This window comes from Pseudomonas sp. M5, from assembly GCF_016907075.1.
Taxonomy (GTDB): Bacteria; Pseudomonadota; Gammaproteobacteria; order Pseudomonadales; family Pseudomonadaceae; genus Aquipseudomonas; species Aquipseudomonas putida_E.
The window spans coordinates 3,585,279-3,609,993 of sequence record NZ_JAFBBH010000001.1; the positions used below are offsets into that span (position 1 = coordinate 3,585,279).

Consider the following 24,715-nt stretch of genomic DNA (forward strand, 5'->3'; position numbering starts at 1 on the left):
GATGTCATCAAGGTTGGAGGAAATGAACCGTGGAAGAAGTGATCGAACAACTCCGTGAAGCCAATGAACCGGTACCGGTGCCCCTGGAGCTTCCCGACGAGGACCAACTGGTCGAGATCGAGGAACAACTGTTCATCAACATTCCGTTCGTATTCAAAGAATTCCTCTTGACCGTCAGCGACGTGGTGTACGGCTCCCTGGAGCCGGTCACCGTCACCGATCCCCAGTCACATACCTACCTGCCCGACGTGGCCGCCAATGCCTGGGATGCTGGAGTACCGCGTGACCTGATCCCGCTGTGCCAGGACGGCGACAATTTCTACTGCGTCGAGGAAGACGGCACGGTGGTGTTGTGGGATGCCGACGAGGAAGGGGTTGGTGAAGACAGCTGGGAATCGGTCTGGCACTGGGCACGGGACGTCTGGCTGGAAAGCTGATGACTTGCACGGTCGCCAGGCTTTAAGCGCCTGGCGACATCGTTACCGCACCGTCCACTCCCACAATGGTGGAATCCAGCGCAGAGACCCTCCCGCTCAGTGCGTGTTTTCCCGGCTGTTTTCCAGCGTCTCCAGCAGGGCGATCTGCATCCGCGAATGCACGCGGATGAACCAGCGCCACAGCACCGCCACCACTATCGCGGCCACCACGGCGATGATCAGCAGCAATTCGTTGGTCGGCAGGATGCTTGCCGACAACGCCGACAGCAGCAGGAAGATGACCAGCAGTGACAGCAGCGGGATCACTTCGGCCACTACACGGCGAACGCGCTGGGTATGGCGCCCTGCCATTTCCGGTTTGACACCCATCTCCGCCAACAGCATCGACAACGCTTTGAGCTTGCGATAGGCAGCGATAAGGAAGGGCAGCGACAACAACAGCGCCGCGCCCCAGATTATCGCCTTTTGCTGGCTGATATCGCTCACCCATTCACTGAGCCAAGTACCGATACGTACAGCGAAATAGCCGCCGCTGAAGAAGATCGCGATCACCAGCGCCAGGTTGACACCCACCTGCAGCAGGATGCGCCGGATCATCGCGGCCAGCATCGCGCTTTCACCCTGCGGCTGGATACTGCGCAGCCATTCGCCATACAGCGACAGCACGCGCGACAGCCGGCTCGGCATCACCTTGCCCAGCTTCAGCGACAGCGGGTCCGCGGCGCGGATGAGATAGGGCGTAAGCAACGTGGTGATGGCCGAAACGGCCACCGCAACCGGATAGAGGAAGTCACTGGTAACCTGCAGCGTCATGCCCAAGGCCGCAATGATGAAAGAGAACTCGCCGATCTGTGACAGCCCCATGCCCACGCGCAGCGAGGTACGGCCGTCGTTGCCGGCAATGAATGCACCCATGCCGCAGGACAGCATCTTGCCCAGCACCACGGCCACAGTGATGACCACAATCGGCCAGGCGTAGTCGAGCAGCACGTTCGGGTCGATCATCAAGCCAATGGCGACGAAGAAAATGGCGCTGAACAAGTCACGTACCGGCTCGATCAGCCGTTCGATCTTCAGCAACTGGCGGGATTCGGCCATGATCGCACCGATCAGGAAGGCCCCCAGCACCATGCTGTACTCCAGTTTGACCACCAGCAGGCAGAAGCCGAAACACAGGCCCAGGACGGTGATCAGCAGCATTTCGTTGCTTTCGAATTTCGCCACGTAGGCCAGCAGTCGCGGCACCAGCAAAATGCCGATAACCAGCGCCACGATCATGAAAAGCGACAGCTTGCCGACTGTGGAAAAGACCTCACCGGAACTGACCGTACCGCTGACCGCAATCCCCGATAGCAGGGCTATGATGCCGATGCCGAGAATGTCCTCGACGATCAGCACGCCGAAGATCAGCTGAGCAAAACGCTCGTTTTTCATCTTCAGGTCGTTGAGTGCCTTGACGATGATGGTGGTCGAGGAAATCGCCAGGATCGCACCGAGGAACAGCGAGTCCATAGTGCTCCAGCCAAACCAGCGGCCAATCTCGAAACCGATCCAGATCATCAGGACGATTTCCAGAAATGCTGCAATGAACGCCGTGGCCCCCACCTTGAACAGCTTGCGCAGGCTGAACTCAAGGCCCAGGCAAAACATCAGGAAGATCACCCCCAGCTCAGCGAGGGTCTTGATGGTGTCTTCATCGTGAATCAGGCCGAACGGCGGGGTGTGCGGGCCGATGATGAAACCGGCAACGATGTAGCCCAGCACTACTGGCTGCTTGAAGCGATGAAACAGAATGGTCACTACCCCGGCGACCAGCATGATCACTGCCAGATCCTGGATGAAGCTGATGGCATGCATGGCGCGATACTCCTTTTCGTTGCCCGGGCAAACCGCTCCTCTGCCAAGGAAAACCCGAGCGAGCAGCAAGTACATACTGTATTGAATGCAGGAAGGCCCATGTTGCATGGGCGTACTCAGGTTAACATCGCACCCCGCCGCATATTGCCGACGCAATATGTAGAAACAGATCGGCCGAGCAACGGCCCCTGATGGCATGATCGGCGTGACGACGGAGCGTCTGTCAGCGTCCCGTATCAGGAAGGCAAACTTCAAGAGGGGAAACAGAAAGTGTCAGCAGATACCCGCCCCGATTCAGCGCAACCTCACCGTGAGCACACTATGGAACCTGGAAACGCCCAGCTGAGCATGACCGTCCTGATGACCCCGGACATGGCCAACTTTTCTGGCAACGTACATGGCGGCACCTTGCTCAAGTATCTCGATGAAGTGGCGTATGCCTGCGCTAGCCGCTATGCCGGCAGCTATGTGGTAACCCTGTCGGTCGATCAGGTGATTTTCCGCGAGCCGGTGCACGTGGGCGAACTGGTGACGTTCCTGGCCTCGGTCAACTACACCGGCAATACCTCCATGGAGGTGGGCATCAAGGTGGTGACCGAGAACATTCGCGAACGCTCGGTGCGGCATTCCAACAGCTGCTTTTTCACCATGGTCGCGGTCGACGACAACCGCCGCCCGGTCCCGGTCCCTGCGCGTCAGCCGCAGTCCAGTGAAGAAAAGCGCCGTTTCCTGCAGGGCCAGCAACGCCGGCAGATCCGTCAGGAGCTGGAAAAGCGTTACCAGGACCTGAAGACCGACGCCCTTTAAAACGCCAGGCGCTGCGCCTCGAAGCGTACACGCGGGTGAGCGATGCGGTCCTGAGCGCGCACCAACTGCAGTTCGTAGCTGGCGCAGGCCTGGGTTTCCAGCAGCACCTCATGGACAGCTGCCGCGGTGTATTCGAAGGCTTGCACCCAGCTGTCGCCCAACAGCACCCGGGCCAGGAACAGCCCTGAGGTCAAGTCCCCTACCCCGACCGGCTGGCGAGGGAATGCCAGCAGCGGGCGGCGCAAGTGCCAGCTGTGGTCATGGGTGACCAGCAACATTTCAAACATGTCTTCGCAACGCCCCGGGTAGGCCAGGTGCTTGACCAGCACAACCTGCGGGCCACGCTCGAGCAGGCCGCGAGCCATGTCCACGCAATCTTCCAGGCTTTGCGCGCGCCGGCCACAAAAACTGTCCAGCTCCAGCTGGTTGGGGCACAGGATGTCAGCCTGGGCAACCGCATCGTCCAGCAGGAACTCGCTCACCTCCTGGGGCACGATGCAGCCCTTCTCCGCATGCCCCATGACCGGGTCGCACAGGTACAGCGCCTTCGGGTTGACCGCCTTGATCCGCTCTACACCTGCCAATATCGCCCGCCCCTGTTCGGCGCTACCCAGATAGCCCGAGAGCACGGCATCGCAATGCCCCAGTTCGCCAATGTTGGAAATGCCTTCCACCAACGCAGGAATTTGCGCTGGAGCAAGCACTTCGCCCGCCCACTGGCCATACTGAGTGTGGTTGGAGAACTGCACGGTATTGAGCGGCCAGACATTGACCCCTATACGCTGCATGGGGAACACCGCGGCGCTGTTGCCGGCGTGGCCGAACACCACGTGGGACTGAATGGCGAGCAGGTGCGGAGTGCGTTTCATGCGGGCGTTTTCCAAAGCTGTTTCAAGGATTGTGCGTCGCGCAGTATGAACTCGATTGCCACCTGTACGACAGACCAGGGACGCAGTTAAGCTGGATCGACCTGTTTGGAGCATACGCAAATGTTGACCCTGGAGAATCTCTTCGTCCTGATGCTGGTGGCCACGGCAGGCGCTTGGTTATGGCACAACCACGGGCTGCGCGAGAAAGCCTTGGAACGGGTCAAACAGCATTGTGCCAAGCTGGATCTGGAGCTGCTCGACGATGCCGTCGCGCTCAAGCGCATCGCATTCCTGCGCGATGCCAACGGCAGAAAGCGCCTGGCCCGCGTGTATGCCTTCGAGTTCACTGTCACCGGCGAACAACGCCACCCGGGCACGGTGACTCAGTTTGGCGCTCATAGCGTGCAGATCGAGCTGGCGCCCTACCCGTTCGAGATCAATACGCCGCCACGGGCCGACAACGTGATCGAGATGAAGCAATGGCGCCAGGAACACAATCGCTGGCACAACTGATCACACCACCCGGCAAGCCTCCAGCGCAGCCTGCAGCGCTTGAAGGGGTTGGGGCTGGTCGAAAATAAGCTCAATGCGCGTGTCCTTGCGCCAGTCACTCGGCTGCCAAGCCGGCAAATTGCCGTCAAGGCCGTTGAAAGACTGCCACCCCTGCGGGCTGTGGATAACACCTTTGGCCCGACGCCATGAGTGAGAGTCAAGCAAGCCACGCAGAGCCTGTGGATCGAATTGCTGGCTTGGGTGCCAGCGCCAGCCGACACTCCAGCCGCCCTCACCTTGCTGTGCATGACAGATTGGCTGACGTGGGTCTATCCACAGGGCGCCTGCGGCCGCTTGGTGATTGTCCACAACCCTTTTATCCACAGCAGCATCGCTCACGGCGGCTGTGGATGAATAAGGAAGCCTGGAAACTGCTAACAGCCCCTGCTCTGTCCAAACGCCCTGTTTCGCTGCAAATTCCTTATTTATCAACAACCTACTATTTTCATCAACAGCCTCGCTCTTATTGAAAACGACCAGCGCCGCAGCTGCCAGGGCCTGCTGTTGCGCATCAGGTAACGGCTCACCTCGCGCCAGCGCTTGAGCATCCACAACCATCACCATCGGCTGCAGCGTCAGCACTCCAACCCAGGGGGCCTGATTCAGTTGAGCCAGTAACTGCAAGGGGTGACCAAGACCCGAAGGTTCAATGAACAGCCGGTCGGGCCGCGCCTTGCGCAACAGGCGCCCCAGCCCGACCTGAAACGGAGTGCCATTGACGCAGCACAGGCATCCACCCGCCACTTCGGCAATGGCAACCCCATCTTCATCACGGCTGAGCAGGGCCGCATCCAGGCCGATCTGGCCAAACTCATTGACCAGTACGGCCCAACGCTCGCCGGCCGGGCGCTGAGCCGTAAGCTGACGGATGAGGCTGGTCTTGCCTGCACCCAAGGGGCCAGCGATGACGTGGGTAGGAATGTTCTGCAGCATGCGTTTACTTCAGGCCGAAATTCACTCCACTATGCCCCGTCACGCCAACCAGTCAAGGCTGAGCAACAGGCGAGGGTCATGGCCAGCCGGCGAGCGATGGATCAGGCCTGCCCCTTCGTTGCCTACCCATTTTTCGCCCTTCAGCAGCGCAACATCACCCGCTTGCAGTCGTTGGATGTTATCCACAGGTGCCGGTGCGAGCTGCAATCCGGCTCGTTCGATGGCTCCTTCGCACAGCCATTCGCTGCCGCAGCCCACATAAGTCGTGAGCAGGCGCACAGGCACGTTATCCACATGAAAGCGCGGGCACATTGCATTGTGCAGTACCCGCACGCGCAGACCGACCCGACGAGCACCCAACAGGCACGTATAGGCTGAAACCAGCCAGCACACATCTGCGACGAAACTCTCATAGCCCTGCAGATCAGCCGCTTCCCCCAAAAAGCCCGGCAATAACGGCGGCTCATGCTCATCCACCTCGAGCACCCGCTGGTCCGCCAACGGTTGGCCGAGGCTGACCACCAATCCCGCGAAGTCTTCAACCTGGGCAGGCAAGCGTCGCTGCCAGACTGCCAGGTTCACGCCCTCTTGAAATATGTCGGTGAGTACCCGAGGCGATTCGCCGTGTACTTGGCGGATATCCACAGGCTGAGCCGCTGGCGTCATGCTGCCTCCTCGGTGTGCCAGGGACCGAAGGGATCCGGCAAGCGCAGCCAGCCCGCATGACCCATTTCCATCTCGTCATCGGTCAACAAGCAGGCATCCAGGTCTGTGGATAACTGGGCGAAGTCGATGTTCTGCCCAATGAACACCAGCTCCTGACGGCAGTCACCACTCTCAGCCACCCAGTGTTCAAGAATTTCTGCAGCGCTCTGTTCGTCCTGCGGCCAGTGTTCCTTTGGCACAAAACGCCACCAGCGGCCGGCCAGTCCATAGCGCATCATGCCGCCAGCCTGCGACCAGCTGCCAGCCTCCTGAAACTTGCTGGCCAGCCAAAAGAAGCCTTTGGAGCGCAGTAACCGGCCATTGCTCCATTGCTTGTGGATAAAATCAAAGAAGCGTTGTGGGTGCAGCGGCCTGCGAGCTTGCCAGGTAGTAGCGGCAATGCCGTATTCCTCGGTTTCCGGCACATGCTCACCGCGCAGTTCCTGAAGCCATCCAGGTGCCTGTGCAGCCTGCTCGAAATCGAAAAGGCCGGTATCCAGGATCTGTGCCAGCGGCACCTGGCCCATGACCATCGGGAAAATCTGCGCTCGGGCATTGAGGCTGCGCAAAATGGCGATGAGCTCCTCGCGCTCATGCTGGCTGATCAGGTCGATCTTGCTCAGCAGCAGCACATCAGCAAACTCCACCTGTTCGATCAGCAGGTCGCTGATCGATCGCTCATCGTCGTCCCCCAAGGTTTCGCCACGGCTCGCCAGGCTGTCCGCCGCCTGATAGTCGCGCAGGAAGTTGAGGCCATCGACCACCGTCACCATGGTGTCCAGCCGTGCCATGTCGCTCAGGCTACGGCCCTGCTCATCGCGGAAAGTGAACGTCTCAGCTACCGGCAACGGCTCGGAGATGCCGGTCGACTCGATCAGCAGATAATCGAACCTGCCTTCCTCAGCCAGCCGTGCGACTTCCTCCAGCAGGTCCTCACGCAGGGTGCAGCAGATGCAGCCGTTGCTCATCTCAACCAGCTTTTCTTCAGCCCGATTCAGGCTGACATTACGCTGGACCTCACTGGCATCAATGTTGATTTCGCTCATGTCATTGACGATGACTGCGACACGCAGGTTGTCGCGATTACGCAGGACATGGTTGAGCAAGGTGCTTTTACCGGCACCCAGGAAGCCGGAAAGCACAGTAACGGGAAGACGATTGGGCATGGCGAAACCTCTACAGGCAGACGCATTCGAAACGATGCATTGCACAATGTTATAAAGTAACAATACAATTTCGCCAAGCCGTACTCGTCGGATGAGTACCCGGAGATGGAAATGAACCTGTCACCTGCCGCCCTGTTGCTGCTGCTCGCTGCGCCTACATCCTTGCTTGCGATGCCTCAGCAAAACACGCTGGCGGTATGTACACGCAGCGCGACGCTGTTGGCCTGCAAGGACGCCAATGGCAGTTACTACAGCGTGCGTACGGAGGGCAGCCACTTCTACCTGCGCGGTTTCGACAGTGCGACGCGCCGCTTATGGGCGCAAACCAACAGCCGCTATGGAGCGCTGACATTCTTCACCGGCCTGGCCAGCGATGGTGAAGCCTGGGTTGGCTACAGCCGCCGAGTTGGCTGGACCTCTCTTAACCGCGTTTCCAGCTCCAACGGCCAACGATTCAATCTGCATTGCAGCCTGGTCGGTGGCTGCCGCTGACATTTCTTTTATCTGGTATTGCCAATGACTAGCCTGACGCTCCCCGATATCGCCGCACAGACACATCAGCATGCTACGCCACTGGCCTGGGTGGGCATGTGCGGGATCGCCCAGCTCGTGCACTTCGACGGGCGTAGCGTAGCGGCCATGGCCGATGCAGGTGTAAGCCTGGAGGATGGCGCCTCGCGCGGTATTCATATGTCCCGGCTGTACCTGTCACTGGAGCGTCTCGAACGTCAATCGCTGACTCCGTTGGCAATCCGCCAAATACTGGCAGATTTTCTGGCTAGTCATGAGGGCCTATCCCATGCCGCCTACCTGCGTTTGACCTTCGATCATTTGTTGAAAAGGCCGGCCCTTGTCAGCCCATTGGCAGGATGGAAAAGCTACTCGATCACCGTGAATGCCAAGGTTGAAAATGGAATGTTCCACGTGGAACTATCGGTTCGCGTGCCTTATTCGTCGACCTGCCCATGCTCTGCGGCACTTGCACGGCAATTGATTCAGCAACAATTCCAGGCAGACTTTTCCGGGCAGGCAATGAACCGAGAGGCGGTCGTGGAGTGGTTGGGCAGCAGCCAGGGCATCGTTGCTACCCCCCACAGCCAACGGAGCCTGGCTGAGGTTCACGTACGGTTGGGCGAAAGCCTGGAAGTACTACCGGTCACGAAGCTGATCGACCAGATTGAGGCAAGCTTGGGCACCGCCGTTCAAACAGCCGTGAAACGCGCAGACGAACAGGCGTTCGCCTTGGCCAACGGACAGAACCTGATGTTCTGCGAAGATGCCGCCCGCCGCCTGCATGAAGCGTTGCGACAGATGGAATGGACCACGGCCTTCAAGCTGCGTGTGGTACATGCAGAAAGCCTGCATGCCCACGACGCAGTAGCCGCCAGCCATTGGCAATGGTGAGCTCTTCAGGTACGCGGCTTTACTGTTCCACAGTCATTTCCCAGCCATACCGCACGGGTATTCATACTGCCCCGTTGTTGGACACCCGAAGCATTGAATGTCCCGTTGACCTGGGTAGTGAACTCCTTATCGCTGAGGAAAGTAGCCTGGCCGGTACCCTGAGCTTTTGGGCAACTGAACTGAAACTTCCAGACATTGCCGGTCCGGTCGGTAATCTTTTGCGTGCAGCCTGACTGAGGGTCCTGCAAGGGAATATCGTTTGTTTTCACCTGCTCCGGCGTCAGGCAGGAACGCACGCCATTACCTGCTACCGCGATGCCCTGCTTGGCCAGCGCCCCTTCCATCATAGCCCTCTGCTCGGGCGGCAGGTTCTTCAGTTGGCCAAGCATGAACTGCATGTCCGGCAACGGCTTACCGTCGACCTGCATGTTGCTGGTGGTGAGCTCCCACAGACCAGGCTGCAACATCTGCGCATGCACCAGTGGGCTGGCCAGGCCAAAAGCCAGGGCCAGCAGTGGCAGACGAATCTTCATGGACGAACGCTCCTCAAATTAACCGGCTCATGGCCGGGCAAAGGCTTAGACGGCAAATCCGCTTTCAGGTTGCAAGGCGGCCCTGGAAGTGTTCTGTTATCTGCTGTGTATTTGCCAAGCAGGATGCGTATGGATTACCACAGCCCCTACTTCTTCGGCTATGTGCTCGGGCTCGTTCACTTGCTTGGCATCATCGCCGCGCTGCATGCGGTGTTTACCGTGCGTACTGCCCAAGGGGCCATCGCCTGGGCCATGTCGCTGTTCTTCATTCCCTACTTCACCCTCATCCCCTACCTGGTATTCGGTGCCCGCTCCTTCAATGCCTACATCAAGGCTCGGCGCCAGGCCAACCAGGAAATGCACGTGGCCATGGCCAACCTCAACTGGCGGCCATGGGTGGAGGAAGCCCTAACCGCTCGGGAGTCACAGAGCTACGCCGCCCTGCGTGCCATGCCGAAACTTGGGCGAATGCCATGCCTGGCCAATAACCAAGTGAAGCTGTTGATCGATGGCAAGGCCACCTTCGACGCCATCTTTGCTGCTATCGAACAAGCGCGAGAAGTGGTGCTGGTACAGTTCTTCATCATCCACAACGACACCCTCGGCAAAGCACTGCAGCAACTGTTGCTGCGCAAAGCGGCCGATGGCGTGAAGGTGTTCGTGCTGTATGACAGGGTTGGCAGCCATGCCTTGCCCGCCAGCTATAGCCAGAGCCTCAGAGACGCAGGTGTACAGATCCATGCCTTCGCCACCCGCCGCGGCTGGTTCAATCGCTTCCAGGTGAACTTCCGTAACCACCGCAAGATTGTCGTGGTCGATGGGGTCACCGGTTTCATCGGCGGGCACAACGTCGGTGATGAATACCTTGGCGGCAACCCCCAGCTCTCGCCCTGGCGTGATACCCACGTGCAGATCGGCGGCCCGGTGCTGGCCTGCCTGCAGGAGTCTTTCGCCGAAGACTGGTACTGGGCAACGCGTCAGCTACCGCCACTGATCCTGCCGGACACCTATCCTGACAATGGTGTGCTGTGCCAGGCCCTGGCCAGCGGGCCGGCAGATTCCCAGGAAACCTGCTCACTGTTTTTCATCGAAGCCATCCACTCCGCGACTCGCCGCGTATGGATCACCAGCCCCTACTTCATTCCCGACGAGGCCGTGTTCGCCGCACTGCGCCTGGCCGTGCTGCGCGGTGTGGATGTGCGCATCCTGATTCCAGCGCGGCCTGACCATCGGATCGTTTACGCAGCCTCCAGCCTGTTCGCCTTCGAGGCCGTACGGGCGGGGGTACGCATGTTCCGCTATCAGCCAGGTTTCCTTCATCAGAAGGTGGTGTTGGTGGACGACGAGGTCAGTGCTATCGGTAGTGCCAACCTGGACAACCGGTCGTTCCGGCTCAACTTCGAAATTACCCTGCTGACCGTGGATCGAGATTTCGCGGATCAGGTCGAAACGATGTTGACCACTGATTTCGAGAAGGCCAGGGAAATTACGCCTGAGGACAGCAGTAAAACCCACCGCATTCAACAGCTAGGGATGCGTATTGCGCGGTTGATTTCGCCGATACTCTGATAGGTAACCGGGGCCACTGAAGCGCCCCGGGGGAATCAGCGATACAGGTCTTCACGCGTCCAGGGCAGGTCATGATGCCCATCGGCGTAGGGTTTGACGGCAAGGATCTGATGCAGGTTGATCCAGCCCTTCTGGAATGCGTAGGCGCAGCCGGCCAGGTACAGACGCCAGATGCGCAGGGTCTTTTCCGGCACCAGCGCGGCAGCCTTGTGCAACTGGTTCTCCAGGTTTTCGCTCCAGTGGTGCAAGGTCTTGGCGTAATGCAGGCGCAGGCTCTCGACGTCGACGACCTCCAGCCCGGCCGCACAGATACTTGCACTGATCATCGACAAGTGCGGCAGCTCACCGTTGGGGAATACGTAACGGTCAATGAACTCACCCGCCCCTCGCCCCACCGGACGGCCATCGACATGCTTGGCGGTGATGCCATGGTTCATCACCAGGCCGCCCTCTCGCACAGCGCCGAACAATTTCTGGCTATACAGCGCCAGGTTGGCATGCCCGACATGCTCGAACATGCCAACGCTGACCACCTTGTCGAAGCGGCCATCCTGAGGAAGGTCGCGATAGTCGAGGATCTGCAGGTCGACCCTGTCGGCCAGGCCTTCTGCCTTGACCCGTTGCCGCGCCAGCTTGAGCTGCTCTTTGCTCAAGGTAATGCCGAACACTTTCGCCCCGTACTCGCGTGCGGCAAAGCGTGAAAGCCCCCCCCAACCGCAGCCGACGTCCAATAGGTAGTCATCGGTTTGCAGGCGCAGCTTGCGGCACAAGTGGTCAAACTTGTCCTGCTGTGCCTGATCGAGGGTGTTGTCCTGCTCACGGAAGTAGGCGCAGGAATACGCCATGTCCTGATCGAGCCAGAGTTGATAGAACGCGTTGGAGACGTCGTAGTGATAGGAGATGGACTTGGCGTCTGTGCGCTTGTCGTGAGCCACACGCTGTGGCGGTGCATCATCTTCCCCCGTCAGCAAGGCTTCGCTCAGCTCATCGCACACCCGAATGGCTTCACCGATATCGCCCTCCAGCTCCAGCTTGCCTTCCACGAACGCGGCGCCCAGCTGGTCCATGGTTGGATGGGTCAGCTGAGCGATCAACTGAGGCTCCTTGACGAGGATGGTGACCTGCGGACTGGGCCCCAGATCGAACTGGTTACCGTCCCACAATTTCAGACGAAGTGGCAGATGCAGGCTCTGCAGCGCCGGCGGAAGTTGCGCAAGCATGAACGACCCTCCTTCTGGGCTCGATACATGAAATTTCGAACACCACCGAAACAGGGTAGTTCATTCGTGCGAAGTTTCCGCTGAACGAGACCAAGGTCTAGAACCAACTGATCTTATGAATACCTCAGATTGTATACAATTTAGCGCTCTCAGCTTAACCTTGTGTCCATCTCGCGCTTCTTCATCTGGAGTAGAAAACCCATGAAATCCTATGACGTGGTGATCATCGGCGGTGGCCCCGGCGGCTACAACGCGGCGATTCGTGCCGGGCAACTGGGCCTGAGTGTCGCCTGTGTGGAAGGCCGCTCGACCCTTGGCGGTACCTGCCTGAATGTCGGCTGCATGCCGTCCAAGGCATTGCTGCACGCCTCGGAGTTGTATGAGGCTGCCAGCGGTGACGAGTTTGCCCACCTCGGCATCGAAGTGAAGCCAACCCTGAACCTCGCCCAGATGATGAAACAGAAGGACGAGAGCGTGACTGGCCTGACCAAGGGCATCGAGTACCTGTTTCGCAAGAACAAGGTCGACTGGATCAAAGGCTGGGGCCGCCTGGATGGCGTCGGCAAGGTCATTGTCAAAGCCGAGGACGGCAGCGAGACGCCGTTGCAGGCCAAGGACATCGTCATCGCTACCGGCTCCGAGCCCACTCCCCTGCCAGGCGTGACTATCGATAACCAGCGCATCATCGATTCCACGGGCGCCTTGGCCCTCCCCGAGGTGCCCAAGCACCTGATCGTGATCGGCGCCGGCGTCATCGGCCTGGAGCTGGGTTCGGTGTGGCGTCGCCTGGGCAGCCAGGTCACCGTCATTGAATACCTCGACCGCATCTGCCCCGGCACAGATGAGGAAACCGCAAAGACCCTGCAAAAGGCCCTGGCCAAGCAAGGCATGGCCTTCAAGCTCGGCAGCAAGGTGACCCAGGCGACGGCCTTGCCCGACGGGGTCAGCCTGACGCTGGAACCGGCCGCCGGCGGCGCTGCAGAAACACTGCAAGCCGACTACGTACTGGTTGCCATCGGCCGTCGTCCTTATACCCAAGGCCTGAATCTGGAAAGCGTCGGGCTGCAGACCGATAAACGCGGCATGCTCACCAACGAGCATCATCGCACCTCGGTGCCAGGTGTCTGGGTCATTGGCGACGTCACCTCCGGCCCGATGCTGGCGCACAAGGCCGAAGACGAAGCGGTCGCCTGCATCGAGCGCATCGCCGGCAAACCCCACGAGGTCAATTACAACCTGATCCCCGGCGTGATCTATACCCGCCCCGAGCTGGCCAGCGTCGGCAAGACCGAAGAGCAACTCAAGGCAGAGGGCCGCGCCTACAAAGTGGGCAAGTTCCCCTTCACCGCCAACAGCCGCGCGAAGATCAACCATGAGACCGAAGGCTTCGCCAAGGTCCTCGCCGATGCCAACACCGATGAGGTACTGGGCGTGCATCTGGTCGGCCCGAGCGTCAGCGAGATGATCGGCGAGTTCTGCGTGGCGATGGAATTCTCGGCCTCGGCTGAAGACATCGCCCTCACCTGCCACCCGCACCCGACCCGCTCCGAGGCCTTGCGCCAGGCGGCGATGAATGTGGATGGGATGGCGATGCAGATCTGAGGTTCGAAACCCCGGAACGACGCCCCTCTCACTGAGGGTTGTTACAGTGAGTTCGAAGAACTGAAGCTGTTGCGGCAGGCCCCAAATCATGGGGCCTGTGGTCTGGTCCAGTCTTCAAAATATTTCTCCCGACTGCCCCCTGGAGACTGAACGGATCATTAATATAGAGCGGCTGATAATAATAATGAGTGGAACCCCAAGCCGTGAAAATCCAGCCTCTTCCGCCGCTCAACAGCCTGCATGCGTTTGAGTCTGCAGCCCGCCATTTGAGCTTTACCCTTGCTGCCAAAGAACTGAACGTCACCCAGGGTGCCATCAGCCGTCAGGTTCGCCTGTTGGAAGACTACTTGGGCAAGGCACTGTTCACCCGCACCACCCGCACCATGACCCTCACCCATACCGGCACGCAGTACTACGAAACGGTGCGCGAGTGCATGTTGCACCTGGCCCGTACCACGGGCGAGATTCGCCAGTGGCATGGCAACCAGCAAGTGACGGTGGCCACCAGTACCGCCATGGCCTCACTCTGGTTACTGCCCAAGGTGTCGGAGTTCCAGAGTGCCCATGAAGACATCGATCTGCGGATCATCGCCCACGATCATGTGAAGGATTACGCCAGGCTCGAGAGCGACCTCGCGCTGTACTACTGCAACCCACCGCCCAAGGACATGACTGTCACGCCGCTGTTCTCGGAAAAGATCTTTCTGGTATGCAGCCCGGCCTATCTGGCCAGGCATCCGCAACTGAGCAGCATCGAAGGCTTGTCGACGTGCACCTGGCTGTGGCTTGAAGACTCCCAGCGCGACTGGGTAGGTTGGCCGGAGTGGTTCAAGCGCCTGGGGTATCAGCCGATGACGCCCAAGCACCGCGTGAACATCAACAGCTACAGCATGTTGATCCAGTCGGCGATCAGTGGCCAGGGCGTGGCTCTGGCCTGGGGCAACCTGGTGGACGATGCGTTGAGCAGTGGCGCGCTGGTCATGCCCAATGATGTGGTGCTGCAGACCGATGCCAAGTTCTGCCTGCTGGAGTCGACCAACGAGCGGGGCCCCCGTGAAAGCGTGCGGCTGTTCCGGGACTGGTTGATGGCCCAGCCATCCGTGCAGAAATAGGCTGCCAGAAAAGCCCAAGACCGACAGCGGATGACTGCCGGTCTTGGGTATTGCATACCGGGTTGGGCTCAGCTGGCTTTCTTCGCCGTCAGCCCCCCATCAAGGCCCCCGCCCGTCAGTGTGCCCGTCACCGGGGTGATGCCCTGAGGGATGATCTGCGGGATTGGCATGCGCCCGCCCGGCGGTGTATCGAGCACGCCATCAGCCATTTCCTGGCGCAAGCTGCGCATCAGGGTGTAACTGATAAGCAGGATGAACCCCGCAATGGGCAAGCCCGCTGCGATGCTTGCCATCTGGATCGCCTTGAGCCCTCCCGCCATCAGCAGGGCCGTAGCAATGGCACCCTCCAGAATGCACCAGAGCAGGCGGATACTCTGCGGCGGGTTGGCACTGCCCATGGAGTTCAACGTACACAGCACCTGGGTGCCGGAGTCAGCCGAAGTGATGAAGTACGTCGCAAGCAGGATACAGACCAGCACGCTCAGCACCTTGCCCAACGTACCTGCTTCGATCTTGTGCAGCAGGGTGAACATGGCGGCGGTGGTTTCCTGCTTGGTCGCCAGCAACACCGTGCCACCTTCGAACTTGGCCTTGTCGCCCTGCAGTTCGCCGCTGGCTACCTGCTGCTCGTGGTGCTGGCGGTCGACCTGTTCGGTCTTGAGGGCTGCACCCCCGAACACCGACATCCAGACAATGGTCACCAAGGTTGGCACCAACAGCGCGCCAGCAATCAGTTCACGAATGGTGCGGCCCTTGGAGATCCGGGCGATGAACAGACCTACAAACGGCCCCCAGGTCATCCACCACGGCCAGTAGAAGGCCGTCCACCAGTTCTGCCAGCCACTGTCCTTCTGGGCATCGCTCCAGAAGCTCAAGCCGACGATGTGCTGGGCATAGTCGCCGGTGCTTTCAAGCATCAGGTTGAGAATGTAGCGCGTCGGCCCAAGCAGCAGGATCAACACCACCAGTATCACCGACAGCAGCATGTTCCATTCCGACAGGCGCTTCATGCCACGCGAAACACCAGCCATCACCGATACGGTGGTCACCAGGGTAATGAGCACGATCAAGGTGACTTGCACCCCCAGGCTGATGGGCAGGTCGAACACCTGGCTCAAGCCGGTGTTCATCTGCACTACACCCAGCCCCAACGACTGGGAGACACCGAATGCAGTGATCACCACTGCAAGGATATCGACCACGTGACCGATAGGCCCATAGATGCGCTCACCGATCAGTGGGTAGAGGATCGAGCGCATGCTCAGCGGCAAGCCCTTACGATAGGCAAAGTACGCAAGACCAAGGCCCACGATGGTAAAGATTGCCCACGGATGCAGGCCCCAGTGGAACAAGGTGATGCGCATGGCGGTGGTCGCCGCTTCGTCGGTCAGGCCCGTGGCAAAGGGGTTGCCCGCGTAATGCCACATGGGCTCTGCAACCGACCAGAAGATCAGGCCGATGCCCATGCCACCACTGAACAACATGGCGATCCAGGAGCCGAAGCTGAACTCAGGCTTGTCGTCGTCACGCCCTAACTTGATGTGCCCGAACTGGCTGCACATGAGATAAAACAGTAACCCCAACACACCAGTGACCGAGATCAGGTAGAACCATTTGAAGTTCTGCAAGATAAAGTCGGAGGCACGTTGAAAGGCAGCAGCCGCGTGTTCTGCGAACAGGGCGCAAAACAGCACGAAAAGTACAACGGCCAGCAACGACCATATCGTCACGGTGGGATTGAGGCCTTTGAGCAGGCCAGATTCGGCACGCATGGGTTATCCCCTATTGTTTTTGTTCAAGGGTTTTATGTCACGGCTGGATAGCGCCGCTGCCACAGGCAGGTGCCAGATCCCTGGCGGCGGTCCTCCCGTAGGCCCAAGGCACGGCACGCTCCCTTGGGCCCTGACAAAATGGGAGAATCACCCACACTTCGACAAACTATTTCTTGTCATCAATTGATTACAAAAAATCATAAACGTGGGCAATCCAGAAGATGACCGTTCATCAACTATTCCTTTGCGAAGACCCTAACCTGCGCGCAAATCATTAATGATTAAAACTGATAAATAACGCTGAAATAAATCGTTTGTCGAGCCCTCCTTCTCTTGCTGAAACTGGCGCCAGGCATCAAGGCACTGCCTGCCGTGCATCTGACAAGAGAAAACAAAAATGACCGTATCGACTGATTCCCGCCTTATTCCCGTCCACGCCCTGGAAACCGTTCTGGCACCGATCCATGAAGCCCATGGCCTGACCAATGAGTTCTACACCGACCAGCGCTATTTCGAGCTTGAGCGCGATGAAGTGTTGGGGCGCAACTGGGCCTGTATCGGTTTTGCCAGCGACCTGCCGACCACCAGCTACGTCAAGCCTGTGGACTTCATGGGCCTGCCGCTGTTGATGATGCGCAACCGCGAAGGCCTGGTGCAGGTGTTCCATAACGTCTGCAGCCACCGCGGCGTGAAACTGGTGCAGCAGGCGGGTGAAGTGCAGGGCGTGATCCGCTGCCCCTACCACTCCTGGACCTACGACCTCAATGGCGGCCTCAAAGGCACACCGCACGTCGGCGGGATCAATCAGCACAAGGACGAGCGTTTCGCCTGCGAAAAGCATGGCCTGAAGGCACTGCGCACCACGATCTGGATGGACATGGTGTTCATCAACCTGTCCGGCGATGCACCGGCCCTTGAAGAGCAACTCAAGCCACTGACCGAGCGCTGGACCCAGTTCCTGGGCAGCGACGGCATGAACCTGCTGCGCCGTGAAGCGAACAGCGGCGCCATGAGCATCGAGGTCAACTGCAACTGGAAGCTCGCGGTCGAGAACTACTGCGAGGCCTACCACTTGCCGTGGGTACACCCGAGCCTGAACAGCTACTCGCGCCTGGAAGACCACTACAACATCATGTTCGAGGAGTTCGCCGGCCAGGGCAGCCACGCCTACAACCTCTCGGCCGTTGCCGGCACCCATTTGCCGATTTTCCCATCCTGGCCACAGGAGCGCCTGCGCACCGCCGAGTACGTGGCGTTCTTCCCCAACGTGCTGCTCGGCATCCAGGCCGACCACGCCTTCGCCATGATGCTGGAGCCCGTGGCCCCAGGCAAAACCATCGAACACCTGCGCCTGTTCTATGTCGGCGATCAGGCCCTGGACAGCCACTACGACGCCTCGCGCAAAGCCGTGATGGAGTCCTGGCGCGTGGTGTTCGCCGAAGATATCGCTTCGGTCGAAGGCATGCAGAAGGGCCGCCTCTCCCCTGGCTATAGCGGTGGCGCATTCTCGCCGGAAATGGACCTGCCGACCCACTACTTCCACAAGTGGGCTGCCCGCCAATTGCTCGACTGCGCGCAGCGCGCCTGAGGTGATCACCATGCATTCGATAGCCCCGCACTGGCTGAACTTCATCGACGGCCAGTGGACCGACAGTGAGCAGCACCTGACCATCCACAACCCCGGCACCAGCGCACCTGTGGCGACCGTCGCCCAGGCCAGCGTGGCCGACGCCGAACGCGCCCTGCAGGCCGCCCGACGCTGTGTCGACAGCAATGTGTTGAGCCGCGTGCGGCCGGCGCAGCGTGTGACCTGGCTGCTTGAGATTGCGGCGCAGATTCGTGCAATCACCGATGAAGGCGCCTGGGTGCTGTGCCAGGAAAACGGCAAGAGCCTGCGTGATGCGCGTGACGAATTCGTCGAGGCTGCGCGCTACTTCGAGTATTACGCCGGCATGGCCGACAAGATCGAAGGCAAGTCGATTCCGCTGGGCGACGGCTACATGGACTTCACCGTCTACGACCCGATGGGCGTGTCGCTGCAAATCGTGCCGTGGAATTTCCCGGTGTCGATCTGCGCGCGCTCCCTGGCCCCGGCCCTGGCGGCGGGCAACGCTGTGGTGATCAAGTCGCCGGAGCTGTCGCCGCTCGGCCTGTGCGTGCTGATGCAGGCCATCGAGCGTGCTGGCCTGCCACAGGGTGCGGTCAACCTGATCTGCGGCCGGGGCCGTGAAGTGGGGGCCTATTTGGCCGGCCATCGCGACGTCGACCAGATCGTCTTCACCGGCTCTGTTGCTACCGGCCAGAGCATTTTGCGTTCCGCCGCCGACCACGCGACCCCCAGCGTCATGGAGCTGGGCGGCAAGTCGGCTGCCCTGGTGTTCCCCGATGCCGATCGCGAGCAAGTGATCAACAGCGTGAAAAGCGGCATTTTCTTCAACGCCGGCCAAGTATGTTCGGCCATGTCACGCCTGTTGGTGCATCGCTCGGTCTACGACGATGTCGTCGCTGATGTCGTGGCAATGGCAGAGGGGTTGAGCGTCGGCCTGGGCCAGGACAACCCGGACCACACACCGGTGATCTCTGCAGGCCAGCTCGAGGGTATCGAAGCCCTGTGCCAGCGGGCCCAACAGCAAGGCGCCGTCGTCGCAACCGGCGGCGAGGCCATCTCTGGCCTGCGTGGGCACTACATGGCGCCGACGGTACTGCGCGATGTAACCCCGGACATGGAGATCGCCCAGGCCGAAGTGTTCGGCCCGGTGTTGGCAGTGATGCCCTTCGACAGCGAAGAGCAGGCCATCGCCATTGCCAACGGCACCGTCTTCGGGCTGGTGGCAGGCGTGTTCACCCAGGACCTCAACCGCGCTCTGCGCTGCGCACGGCGCCTGTGCGCCGGCCAGGTGTTCGTCAACGAGTGGTATGCCGGCGGCATCGAAACCCCGTTTGGCGGGGTCGGGCTCTCGGGCTTCGGACGCGAAAAAGGCCAGGAGGCGCTCTACAGCTACGTCAGGACCAAAAACCTGGCCGTACGTATCAAGGGCGAGTGAGGAGGTAACGCGATGAAAACCTGGCTCTGCATCATCTGTGGCCTGATCTACGACGAAGCCAAAGGCTGGCCCGACGACGGCATCGCCCCCGGCACCCGCTGGGAAGATGTGCCCGAGGACTGGCTGTGCCCTGAGTGCAAGGTCGGCAAGGCCGACTTTGAAATGATCGAACTGAGCACTCCGATTGCTGCTGTGGCGGCGGCGCCGGTCATCCAGGCACCACCTGTTGCCATCGCCCGCCCGGCGCAACCGGTGGTCATCATCGGTAGCGGCCATGCCGGCTATGGCCTGGCACAAGCCCTGCGCAAGGCCGACCCGCAGCTGGAGATTCGCGTACTGACCCAAGAGTCGGGGCATATCTACTCCAAACCTGCCTTGTCGATCGCCCTGGCCCAAGGGCGCACTGCTGCAACCCTGGCAACTGAAAGCCCGCTGGCGATCGAGCAGCGATTGGGCATTCGTATCTATGCCGGATGCAAGGTCGAGCGTATTGATACCCAGGCGCGACGGCTGCATACCAGCCTAGGCGAAATGGACTACGGCCAACTGGTACTGGCCAGCGGTGCTTCTGCGGTGCGGTTGCCTATCGAGGGGTGCGCCGAGGCCCTGCTCAGCGTCAACAACCTGCACGATTACCAGGCGTTCCGCCAACGTCTCAAAGATGTAAAGAGCGTGGCAATTCTGGGTGACGGGTTGATTGGCTGCGAGTTCGCCAACGATATGGCGAGCAATGGCTACAAGGTGCGGGTGATCGGCCTGGGCGCCTGGCCCATGGAGCGCCTGCTGCCCGAGGCGGCAGGCCAGCACTTGCAGCAGGCGCTTTCGGGCCTTGGCGTGCAATGGAATCTGCGCACCACCTTGCAGCGCATCGAGCGCAACAGCGACGGCTACCAACTGACTCTGGCCGACGGTCAAGTGGTCGAGGCAGACCTGGTGCTCAGCGCAGTGGGCTTGCGCCCCAACCTTGAACTGGCGCTAGAGGCCGGCCTGGACTGCGGCCGGGGGATCAAGGTCGATGCACAACTGCAGACCTCGCACCCGGGCATATACGCCTTGGGTGACTGCGTCGAGATTAATGGCCAGTTGCTGCCCTACCTGGCGCCGATCAACGAGGGTATTCGTGCCCTGGCCAAGACGTTGCTGGGCCAACCGACCGCTGCCCATTACCCACTGGCGCCTGTGACCGTGAAAACCCCGGTTGCCCCACTGTGCCTGCTGACGCCACCCGGTGACTGTCAGGGGCAATGGCGTTGCGATCCGACCAGCGATGGATTGAGCGCGGCGTTCCACGACCACGCCGGTGCCCTGCGCGGGTTCGTGCTGCTCGGGCGCCAGGCGCAACTGCAACGTAATACCTGGCTGCAAAGCTGCCAGGACACCCAGCAACATGTGGCCTGAGGCCGAACCATGAACAGTATTGTCAATCTGCCTCACGACGACCGCAGCTGCGGTTGGTACGCCGCGCTGCCTGAGCCGGCACCGAGCAAGCGCCTGAGCGGCGAACAGAATGCCGACCATGTAGTGATCGGTGCAGGCTTCGCCGGGCTTGCGGCCGCACGGCGGCTGGCCGAGCACCTGCCACAGGCGCGCATTATCCTGGTGGATGCCCAGCGCATCGCCTATGGCGCCTCGGGTCGCAACTCGGGCTTTGTCATCGACCTGCCGCACAAGTTCGCTCTGGAGCATCCCGACCCGCAACACAAGCAGCGCCTGCTGGGGCTGAACCGGGCCGCCATCGACCAACTGCAGACCTTGATCGACCGTCATGGCATCGAGTGCCAGTGGTCTCATGCGGGCAAGTACCAGGGCGCGGTGGGCGAGCGTGGCCAGGGCTACCTGGACCATTTCGAAAAACTCATGGCCGACCTGGGTGAGCCCTATCGCGTGGTGGAGCGTGACGAACTGGCCGGCGTACTCGGTAGCCGCTACTACAGCCGTGCTATCTATACCCCGGGTTGTTACTTGATGCAGCCTGCCGCCCTGGTCCGTGGCCTGGGTGGTGCGCTGCCGGCCAACGTCGAAGTGCTTGAAGAGTCGCCCATCCGCTCACTCGAGAAAGACCCCAGCGGCAAGTGGCTGCTGCGCGGCGACAACGGACTGATCCGTACCCCGCAGGTATTGCTGGGCACCAGCATTTTCACCCAGGAGTTCGGTTACCTGCGCAACCGCCTGCTGCCGGTGATGACCTTCGCCAGTTGGACACGGCCGCTGAGCGATGCCGAGATGGCAGCAATCGGCGCCCAGGCCGACTGGGGGCTTACCCCTGCCGACCACGCCGGTACCACGGTGCGCATGACCCAGGACCGACGCCTGATCATTCGCAATACCTACAAGCACGTTCCTCGCTACGGCCGTAGCATCACCGATACCGCCCGCAACAAGATTCGCGATGATCATCGCAAGGCGTTCGAGGCGCGCTATCCACAACTCAAACAGGTGCCGTTCACGCATACCTGGGGCGGTGCCTATGCGATCTCGCGCAACTTCACCAATTACTTCGGTCAACTCGATGACGGCGTCTACGCAACCGCCTGCGACAACGGCGTTGGTGCCGCCTGGGGCACCATTTCCGGCACGCTGCTGGCCGACATGGCAGTGGGCGCGGACTCGCGGCAATTGAGCGACATCCGCGCCGTGACCGGGATGCCCTCACGCAACCCGCCTGAGCCGTTCCTGGGCCTGGGCGTGCGCACTCGGATTCGCTGGGCAGCGTTCAACAGCAGGCGCGAAGTATGAGCCGCGTGCCGAGCGGCAAAGGCCCGGTGCGCCTGGTCGATCATCGCGACCTGGATTTTGCCCAGCGTGGCGGCCCGCCGGGTGACGCATGGGTCGCACGCGCCATCAGCAACGAAGTGTCGCCCAACCTGGGCATCGGCTTTGCCCGCTGGGCAGGTGCCGAAGTGGCCTGGACGGTGCTTTACGACGAAGTGATTTTCATCATCGAGGGCTGCTTTGAGCTCCAGGCCAACGGCGAGCTGTATCGGGTATCGCCTGGCCAGGTGTTGTGGATTCCCGAAGGCACGCAACTGGTTTATGCAGGCCACGCGCTGTTCGGCTATGTGGTGTACCCGGGCGACTGGAAACAGCGTCACGGCCTTGCCTGACTACCGACCCTCTCCCTGGGGAAGCCAATTGTTCGCACTAAGTAAAAGGTTCGGCACGATTTATGTCGCTGCCTTGTTGATGCAACTGGGCTCCAGCCTGCTGATGACCTACCTGGCCCTGCGCCTGGATGCAGCCGGAGTGGCACAGTTGTGGGGCGGCGCGCTGATGGCCGCAAACGCGTTGGGGATGGTGTTCGGAGCCCGCTCCGGCTACTGGCTGATTGGCCTGGCCGGCCATGCGCGGGCCTTTGTGGTGAGCGCCGGGGTGATAGTGACCGCGGTGCTTACGCACCAGCTCAGTGATGGCTTGCCGCTGTGGCTTGCCCTGCGGTTTATCGTGGGGGCGGCGATGATGTGCCAACTGATGGTCATCGAGAGCTGGCTCAACGATTGTGCCCCGGTTAGCCGGCGAGGCGGCGCCATGTCGCTGTACATGGTGGCCAGCTATGTCGGCATGATGCTTGGCCAGCTGATGCTCAGCCTTGGAGATGGGTTGCACACACTGGCGCTGACAGGCGTGGCCATTGCCTTTGCCATTGGCTTGATCCCAGTGGCCCTGCACAGCGGCGCCCAGCCGAGCGGTATCAGCCAGGCTCGGATCAAACCGATGCTGTACCTGCGCCGGCTTCCTCAATCGTTGTTCACCATCCTTGCTTCGGGATTGCTGAACGGCTGCCTGTATGGGCTGACCCCAATCTTCGCCGCGCAACTGGGCTTTACCCCGGCGCAGGTTGGGCAGTTCATGGCCATCAGCATTGCCGCCGGGCTGCTGGCGCAGCTGCCGCTGGGCAAACTGTCGGATCATTTTTCGCGCATCACGCTGATCCGGGCTACGGCCTTATTGCTGTGCATCGCTTACCTGCCGCTGGCTCTGGGCCTGGCATCAGGACAGCTGTGGATAATTTTGGCGGGCGCCACCATCGGTTTCTTGCAGTTCTGCCTGTATCCACTGGGTGTGGCGCATGCCAACCACAATCTGGAGCCTGAGCTGCGTGTAGCGGTGGCTGGGGTATTGCTGATGACGTTTGGCATTGGCGCCACCATCGGGCCCTTGATTGCCAGTGCGATGATGGAGCAATCCGGCCCGCAGGCGCTGTATATCTTCAGCATTGGCGTGGCGGCGATGGTGACGTGTTTTATAAGAGAAAAGCACAGAGTGGGTGGGTCACTGGCAGGGGCAGCATAGCCGTAGCTGTGCATGTTGCGCTTTCCGCTGGGCGAACAACTGCAGGCTGTCGCAGTAGCTACGCCAGTCCCGCCTGGGGATGTCTGCTCATCCAGGATGAGTACACCCATCATCGAAGGGTTGCGATACATTCGAAAAAGCGTATATTCGAAAAAACATATAGACGCGGATTGGCAAGATCCGCGTCCTGTTTGTTTGTACCGCAAACGCAGCTCGCTCGCCGCTCGCCAAGCTTTGCTCCGGCACACGAACCCTGTGCATTTCGACGCTTTCAGCGCGGCGACCAGTGACAAACACGATGCCTCCGACACACCCTTCACGAGAACCATGAGCGCATCAAGCTGCTCGTCCTTGTGAATACCAAACACTGAGTAACCCCATGACTGACTCGCTGACCCCTACCAAGGTCTTCAAATGCCTCGCCGACGAAAACCGCATTCGGATGATGCTAATGATCGCTCGCGAGGAAGAACTCTGCGTCTGTGAACTGACCTGCGCGCTGGAAGAAAGCCAGCCAAAGGTTTCCCGCCACTTGGCGCAGCTTCGCACCTGTGACCTGCTGGAAGACCGCCGCCAGGGCCAGTGGGTTTATTACCGGCTGCATCCATCGCTTCCCGCCTGGGTACGTGAGGTCCTGGCAACGACGCTGGAGGCCAACCGTGAATGGCTGAGTACCAGCACCAAACGTCTGGACTCCATGGGTGACCGCCCACAACGCGTCGCCTCGTGCTGCTGATCCTTGCCGAGAAGAACCGATGAAAGTTCTGTTCCTCTGCACAGCCAATAGCTGCCGCAACACCCTCTGCGAGACCGCTTTCAGCCACCTGGCGCCTTGTCTCAGGA

At 60.4% G+C, this 24,715-nt stretch carries 23 protein-coding genes and 2 pseudogenes; 17 read left to right on the forward strand and 8 right to left on the reverse strand.

Annotated features, from left to right (window positions below):
* The first annotated feature begins 29 nt into the window (after positions 1 to 29).
* A complete protein-coding gene (locus JOE27_RS16335; RefSeq protein ID WP_046786759.1) occupies positions 30 to 437 on the forward strand; it encodes an SMI1/KNR4 family protein in 408 nt (135 codons plus the stop codon).
* Positions 438 to 533: 96 nt separating this feature from the next.
* On the opposite strand, the gene JOE27_RS16340 is transcribed toward JOE27_RS16335, so the two are convergent.
* Entirely contained in the window at positions 534 to 2,294 is a 1,761-nt protein-coding gene (locus JOE27_RS16340) for a cation:proton antiporter (RefSeq protein ID WP_204919218.1), read from the reverse strand.
* Between the two features lie 321 nt (positions 2,295 to 2,615).
* On the opposite strand from JOE27_RS16340, the gene JOE27_RS16345 reads away from it, so the two are divergent.
* Positions 2,616 to 3,101 carry an acyl-CoA thioesterase gene (locus JOE27_RS16345; RefSeq protein ID WP_012316886.1) on the forward strand — a complete coding sequence of 162 codons (486 nt, stop codon included), beginning with the start codon at positions 2,616 to 2,618 and terminating at the stop codon, positions 3,099 to 3,101.
* Here JOE27_RS16345 and pdxY read toward each other — a convergent pair.
* Positions 3,098 to 3,970, reverse strand: coding sequence for a pyridoxal kinase PdxY (pdxY, locus tag JOE27_RS16350; protein WP_119687983.1), 873 nt, complete (start codon positions 3,968 to 3,970; stop codon positions 3,098 to 3,100). The two genes, JOE27_RS16345 and pdxY, sit on opposite strands and share 4 nt — an antisense overlap.
* Positions 3,971 to 4,090: 120 nt before the next feature.
* Between pdxY and JOE27_RS16355 the strand changes: the two genes are divergently transcribed.
* Positions 4,091 to 4,483 (forward strand): DUF3301 domain-containing protein, encoded by a 393-nt coding sequence (locus tag JOE27_RS16355; protein ID WP_012316888.1) that lies wholly within the window; start codon positions 4,091 to 4,093, stop codon positions 4,481 to 4,483.
* Here JOE27_RS16355 and JOE27_RS16360 read toward each other — a convergent pair whose 3' ends face one another.
* Genes JOE27_RS16360 through zigA form a run of 3 tightly spaced genes read right to left on the reverse strand, consistent with a single transcriptional unit; the run spans position 4,484 to position 7,326 of the window.
* Positions 4,484 to 5,455 carry a CobW family GTP-binding protein gene (locus JOE27_RS16360; protein ID WP_204919220.1) on the reverse strand — a complete coding sequence of 324 codons (972 nt, stop codon included), beginning with the start codon at positions 5,453 to 5,455 and terminating at the stop codon, positions 4,484 to 4,486. It abuts the gene before it with no gap.
* A 39-nt stretch (positions 5,456 to 5,494) separates the two neighbouring features.
* Positions 5,495 to 6,121 (reverse strand): DUF1826 domain-containing protein, encoded by a 627-nt coding sequence (locus JOE27_RS16365; RefSeq protein ID WP_119687984.1) that lies wholly within the window; start codon positions 6,119 to 6,121, stop codon positions 5,495 to 5,497.
* Complete coding sequence (gene zigA / locus JOE27_RS16370; protein ID WP_119687985.1) at positions 6,118 to 7,326, reverse strand: zinc metallochaperone GTPase ZigA; 1,209 nt, start codon at positions 7,324 to 7,326, stop codon at positions 6,118 to 6,120. The genes JOE27_RS16365 and zigA overlap by 4 nt, the downstream gene beginning before the upstream one ends.
* 111 nt (positions 7,327 to 7,437) lie before the next feature.
* Between zigA and JOE27_RS16375 the strand changes: the two genes are divergently transcribed.
* Together JOE27_RS16375 and folE2 are read left to right on the forward strand one after the other, a co-directional pair.
* Positions 7,438 to 7,818, forward strand: a complete 381-nt coding sequence (locus tag JOE27_RS16375; protein WP_039602354.1) for a hypothetical protein — start codon at positions 7,438 to 7,440, stop codon at positions 7,816 to 7,818.
* A gap of 24 nt (positions 7,819 to 7,842) precedes the next feature.
* Positions 7,843 to 8,730, forward strand: coding sequence for a GTP cyclohydrolase FolE2 (gene folE2 / locus JOE27_RS16380; RefSeq protein ID WP_125924280.1), 888 nt, complete (start codon positions 7,843 to 7,845; stop codon positions 8,728 to 8,730).
* A gap of 5 nt (positions 8,731 to 8,735) precedes the next feature.
* Here folE2 and JOE27_RS16385 read toward each other — a convergent pair whose 3' ends face one another.
* A complete protein-coding gene (locus tag JOE27_RS16385; RefSeq protein ID WP_012316894.1) occupies positions 8,736 to 9,263 on the reverse strand; it encodes a DUF3617 domain-containing protein in 528 nt (175 codons plus the stop codon).
* 129 nt (positions 9,264 to 9,392) lie between these two features.
* On the opposite strand from JOE27_RS16385, the gene cls reads away from it, so the two are divergent.
* Positions 9,393 to 10,832: a cardiolipin synthase gene (gene cls / locus JOE27_RS16390; RefSeq protein ID WP_046786766.1), complete on the forward strand. Its 1,440-nt coding sequence runs from the start codon at positions 9,393 to 9,395 to the stop codon at positions 10,830 to 10,832.
* A gap of 35 nt (positions 10,833 to 10,867) precedes the next feature.
* On the opposite strand, the gene cfaB is transcribed toward cls, so the two are convergent.
* Entirely contained in the window at positions 10,868 to 12,052 is a 1,185-nt protein-coding gene (gene cfaB / locus JOE27_RS16395) for a C17 cyclopropane fatty acid synthase CfaB (RefSeq protein ID WP_046786767.1), read from the reverse strand.
* 201 nt (positions 12,053 to 12,253) lie between these two features.
* Here cfaB and lpdA point away from each other — a divergent pair, with 201 nt between their 5' ends.
* The gene (gene lpdA / locus JOE27_RS16400) at positions 12,254 to 13,654 is read left to right on the forward strand and encodes a dihydrolipoyl dehydrogenase (protein WP_204919222.1); all 1,401 of its coding nucleotides are present in this window, start codon (positions 12,254 to 12,256) and stop codon (positions 13,652 to 13,654) included.
* 203 nt (positions 13,655 to 13,857) lie between these two features.
* Positions 13,858 to 14,766, forward strand: coding sequence for a LysR substrate-binding domain-containing protein (locus tag JOE27_RS16405; protein ID WP_115273191.1), 909 nt, complete (start codon positions 13,858 to 13,860; stop codon positions 14,764 to 14,766).
* A gap of 68 nt (positions 14,767 to 14,834) precedes the next feature.
* On the opposite strand, the gene JOE27_RS16410 is transcribed toward JOE27_RS16405, so the two are convergent.
* A complete protein-coding gene (locus JOE27_RS16410; protein WP_115273192.1) occupies positions 14,835 to 16,538 on the reverse strand; it encodes a BCCT family transporter in 1,704 nt (567 codons plus the stop codon).
* Positions 16,539 to 16,935: 397 nt separating this feature from the next.
* On the opposite strand from JOE27_RS16410, the gene JOE27_RS16415 reads away from it, so the two are divergent.
* The 9 genes and pseudogenes from JOE27_RS16415 to JOE27_RS24995 form a co-directional block, all read left to right on the forward strand.
* Positions 16,936 to 18,126, forward strand: coding sequence for an aromatic ring-hydroxylating dioxygenase subunit alpha (locus JOE27_RS16415; RefSeq protein ID WP_115273193.1), 1,191 nt, complete (start codon positions 16,936 to 16,938; stop codon positions 18,124 to 18,126).
* Between the two features lie 10 nt (positions 18,127 to 18,136).
* Positions 18,137 to 19,582 (forward strand): aldehyde dehydrogenase family protein, encoded by a 1,446-nt coding sequence (locus JOE27_RS16420; RefSeq protein WP_115273194.1) that lies wholly within the window; start codon positions 18,137 to 18,139, stop codon positions 19,580 to 19,582.
* A 12-nt stretch (positions 19,583 to 19,594) separates the two neighbouring features.
* Positions 19,595 to 19,756 (forward strand): annotated as a pseudogene (locus JOE27_RS24895) (rubredoxin); the annotation flags it as partial.
* On the forward strand, positions 19,745 to 20,980 hold the full coding sequence (locus tag JOE27_RS16425; protein WP_239539515.1) for an FAD-dependent oxidoreductase: 1,236 nt from the start codon (positions 19,745 to 19,747) through the stop codon (positions 20,978 to 20,980). The pseudogene JOE27_RS24895 and the gene JOE27_RS16425, both read left to right, overlap by 12 nt.
* 9 nt (positions 20,981 to 20,989) lie before the next feature.
* Complete coding sequence (locus tag JOE27_RS16430; RefSeq protein ID WP_046786774.1) at positions 20,990 to 22,318, forward strand: FAD-dependent oxidoreductase; 1,329 nt, start codon at positions 20,990 to 20,992, stop codon at positions 22,316 to 22,318.
* Positions 22,315 to 22,686: an ethanolamine utilization protein EutQ gene (locus JOE27_RS16435; RefSeq protein WP_119687993.1), complete on the forward strand. Its 372-nt coding sequence runs from the start codon at positions 22,315 to 22,317 to the stop codon at positions 22,684 to 22,686. The genes JOE27_RS16430 and JOE27_RS16435 overlap by 4 nt, the downstream gene beginning before the upstream one ends.
* Before the next feature lie 28 nt (positions 22,687 to 22,714).
* Positions 22,715 to 23,872, forward strand: a complete 1,158-nt coding sequence (locus JOE27_RS16440) for an MFS transporter (protein ID WP_204919224.1) — start codon at positions 22,715 to 22,717, stop codon at positions 23,870 to 23,872.
* 379 nt (positions 23,873 to 24,251) lie between these two features.
* Positions 24,252 to 24,608: a metalloregulator ArsR/SmtB family transcription factor gene (locus JOE27_RS16445; protein ID WP_204919226.1), complete on the forward strand. Its 357-nt coding sequence runs from the start codon at positions 24,252 to 24,254 to the stop codon at positions 24,606 to 24,608.
* Positions 24,574 to 24,705: pseudogene (locus JOE27_RS24995) on the forward strand (arsenate reductase ArsC); the annotation flags it as partial. The gene JOE27_RS16445 and the pseudogene JOE27_RS24995, both read left to right, overlap by 35 nt.
* Positions 24,706 to 24,715 lie beyond the last annotated feature (10 nt).

Bases quoted from the DNA above. Each gene is read 5' to 3' on its own strand.
- JOE27_RS16340 (WP_204919218.1), bottom strand. From the start codon at position 2,294: ATGCATGCCATCAGCTTCATCCAGGATCTGGCAGTGATCATGCTGGTC.
- JOE27_RS16345 (WP_012316886.1), top strand. From the start codon at position 2,616: ATGGAACCTGGAAACGCCCAGCTGAGCATGACCGTCCTGATGACCCCG.
- pdxY (WP_119687983.1), bottom strand. From the start codon at position 3,970: ATGAAACGCACTCCGCACCTGCTCGCCATTCAGTCCCACGTGGTGTTC.
- JOE27_RS16355 (WP_012316888.1), top strand. From the start codon at position 4,091: ATGTTGACCCTGGAGAATCTCTTCGTCCTGATGCTGGTGGCCACGGCA.
- JOE27_RS16360 (WP_204919220.1), bottom strand. From the start codon at position 5,455: ATGCTGCAGAACATTCCTACCCACGTCATCGCTGGCCCCTTGGGTGCA.
- JOE27_RS16365 (WP_119687984.1), bottom strand. From the start codon at position 6,121: ATGACGCCAGCGGCTCAGCCTGTGGATATCCGCCAAGTACACGGCGAA.
- zigA (WP_119687985.1), bottom strand. From the start codon at position 7,326: ATGCCCAATCGTCTTCCCGTTACTGTGCTTTCCGGCTTCCTGGGTGCC.
- JOE27_RS16375 (WP_039602354.1), top strand. From the start codon at position 7,438: ATGAACCTGTCACCTGCCGCCCTGTTGCTGCTGCTCGCTGCGCCTACA.
- folE2 (WP_125924280.1), top strand. From the start codon at position 7,843: ATGACTAGCCTGACGCTCCCCGATATCGCCGCACAGACACATCAGCAT.
- JOE27_RS16385 (WP_012316894.1), bottom strand. From the start codon at position 9,263: ATGAAGATTCGTCTGCCACTGCTGGCCCTGGCTTTTGGCCTGGCCAGC.
- cls (WP_046786766.1), top strand. From the start codon at position 9,393: ATGGATTACCACAGCCCCTACTTCTTCGGCTATGTGCTCGGGCTCGTT.
- cfaB (WP_046786767.1), bottom strand. From the start codon at position 12,052: ATGCTTGCGCAACTTCCGCCGGCGCTGCAGAGCCTGCATCTGCCACTT.
- lpdA (WP_204919222.1), top strand. From the start codon at position 12,254: ATGAAATCCTATGACGTGGTGATCATCGGCGGTGGCCCCGGCGGCTAC.
- JOE27_RS16410 (WP_115273192.1), bottom strand. From the start codon at position 16,538: ATGCGTGCCGAATCTGGCCTGCTCAAAGGCCTCAATCCCACCGTGACG.
- JOE27_RS16415 (WP_115273193.1), top strand. From the start codon at position 16,936: ATGACCGTATCGACTGATTCCCGCCTTATTCCCGTCCACGCCCTGGAA.
- JOE27_RS16420 (WP_115273194.1), top strand. From the start codon at position 18,137: ATGCATTCGATAGCCCCGCACTGGCTGAACTTCATCGACGGCCAGTGG.
- JOE27_RS16425 (WP_239539515.1), top strand. From the start codon at position 19,745: ATGATCGAACTGAGCACTCCGATTGCTGCTGTGGCGGCGGCGCCGGTC.
- JOE27_RS16430 (WP_046786774.1), top strand. From the start codon at position 20,990: ATGAACAGTATTGTCAATCTGCCTCACGACGACCGCAGCTGCGGTTGG.
- JOE27_RS16435 (WP_119687993.1), top strand. From the start codon at position 22,315: ATGAGCCGCGTGCCGAGCGGCAAAGGCCCGGTGCGCCTGGTCGATCAT.
- JOE27_RS16445 (WP_204919226.1), top strand. From the start codon at position 24,252: ATGACTGACTCGCTGACCCCTACCAAGGTCTTCAAATGCCTCGCCGAC.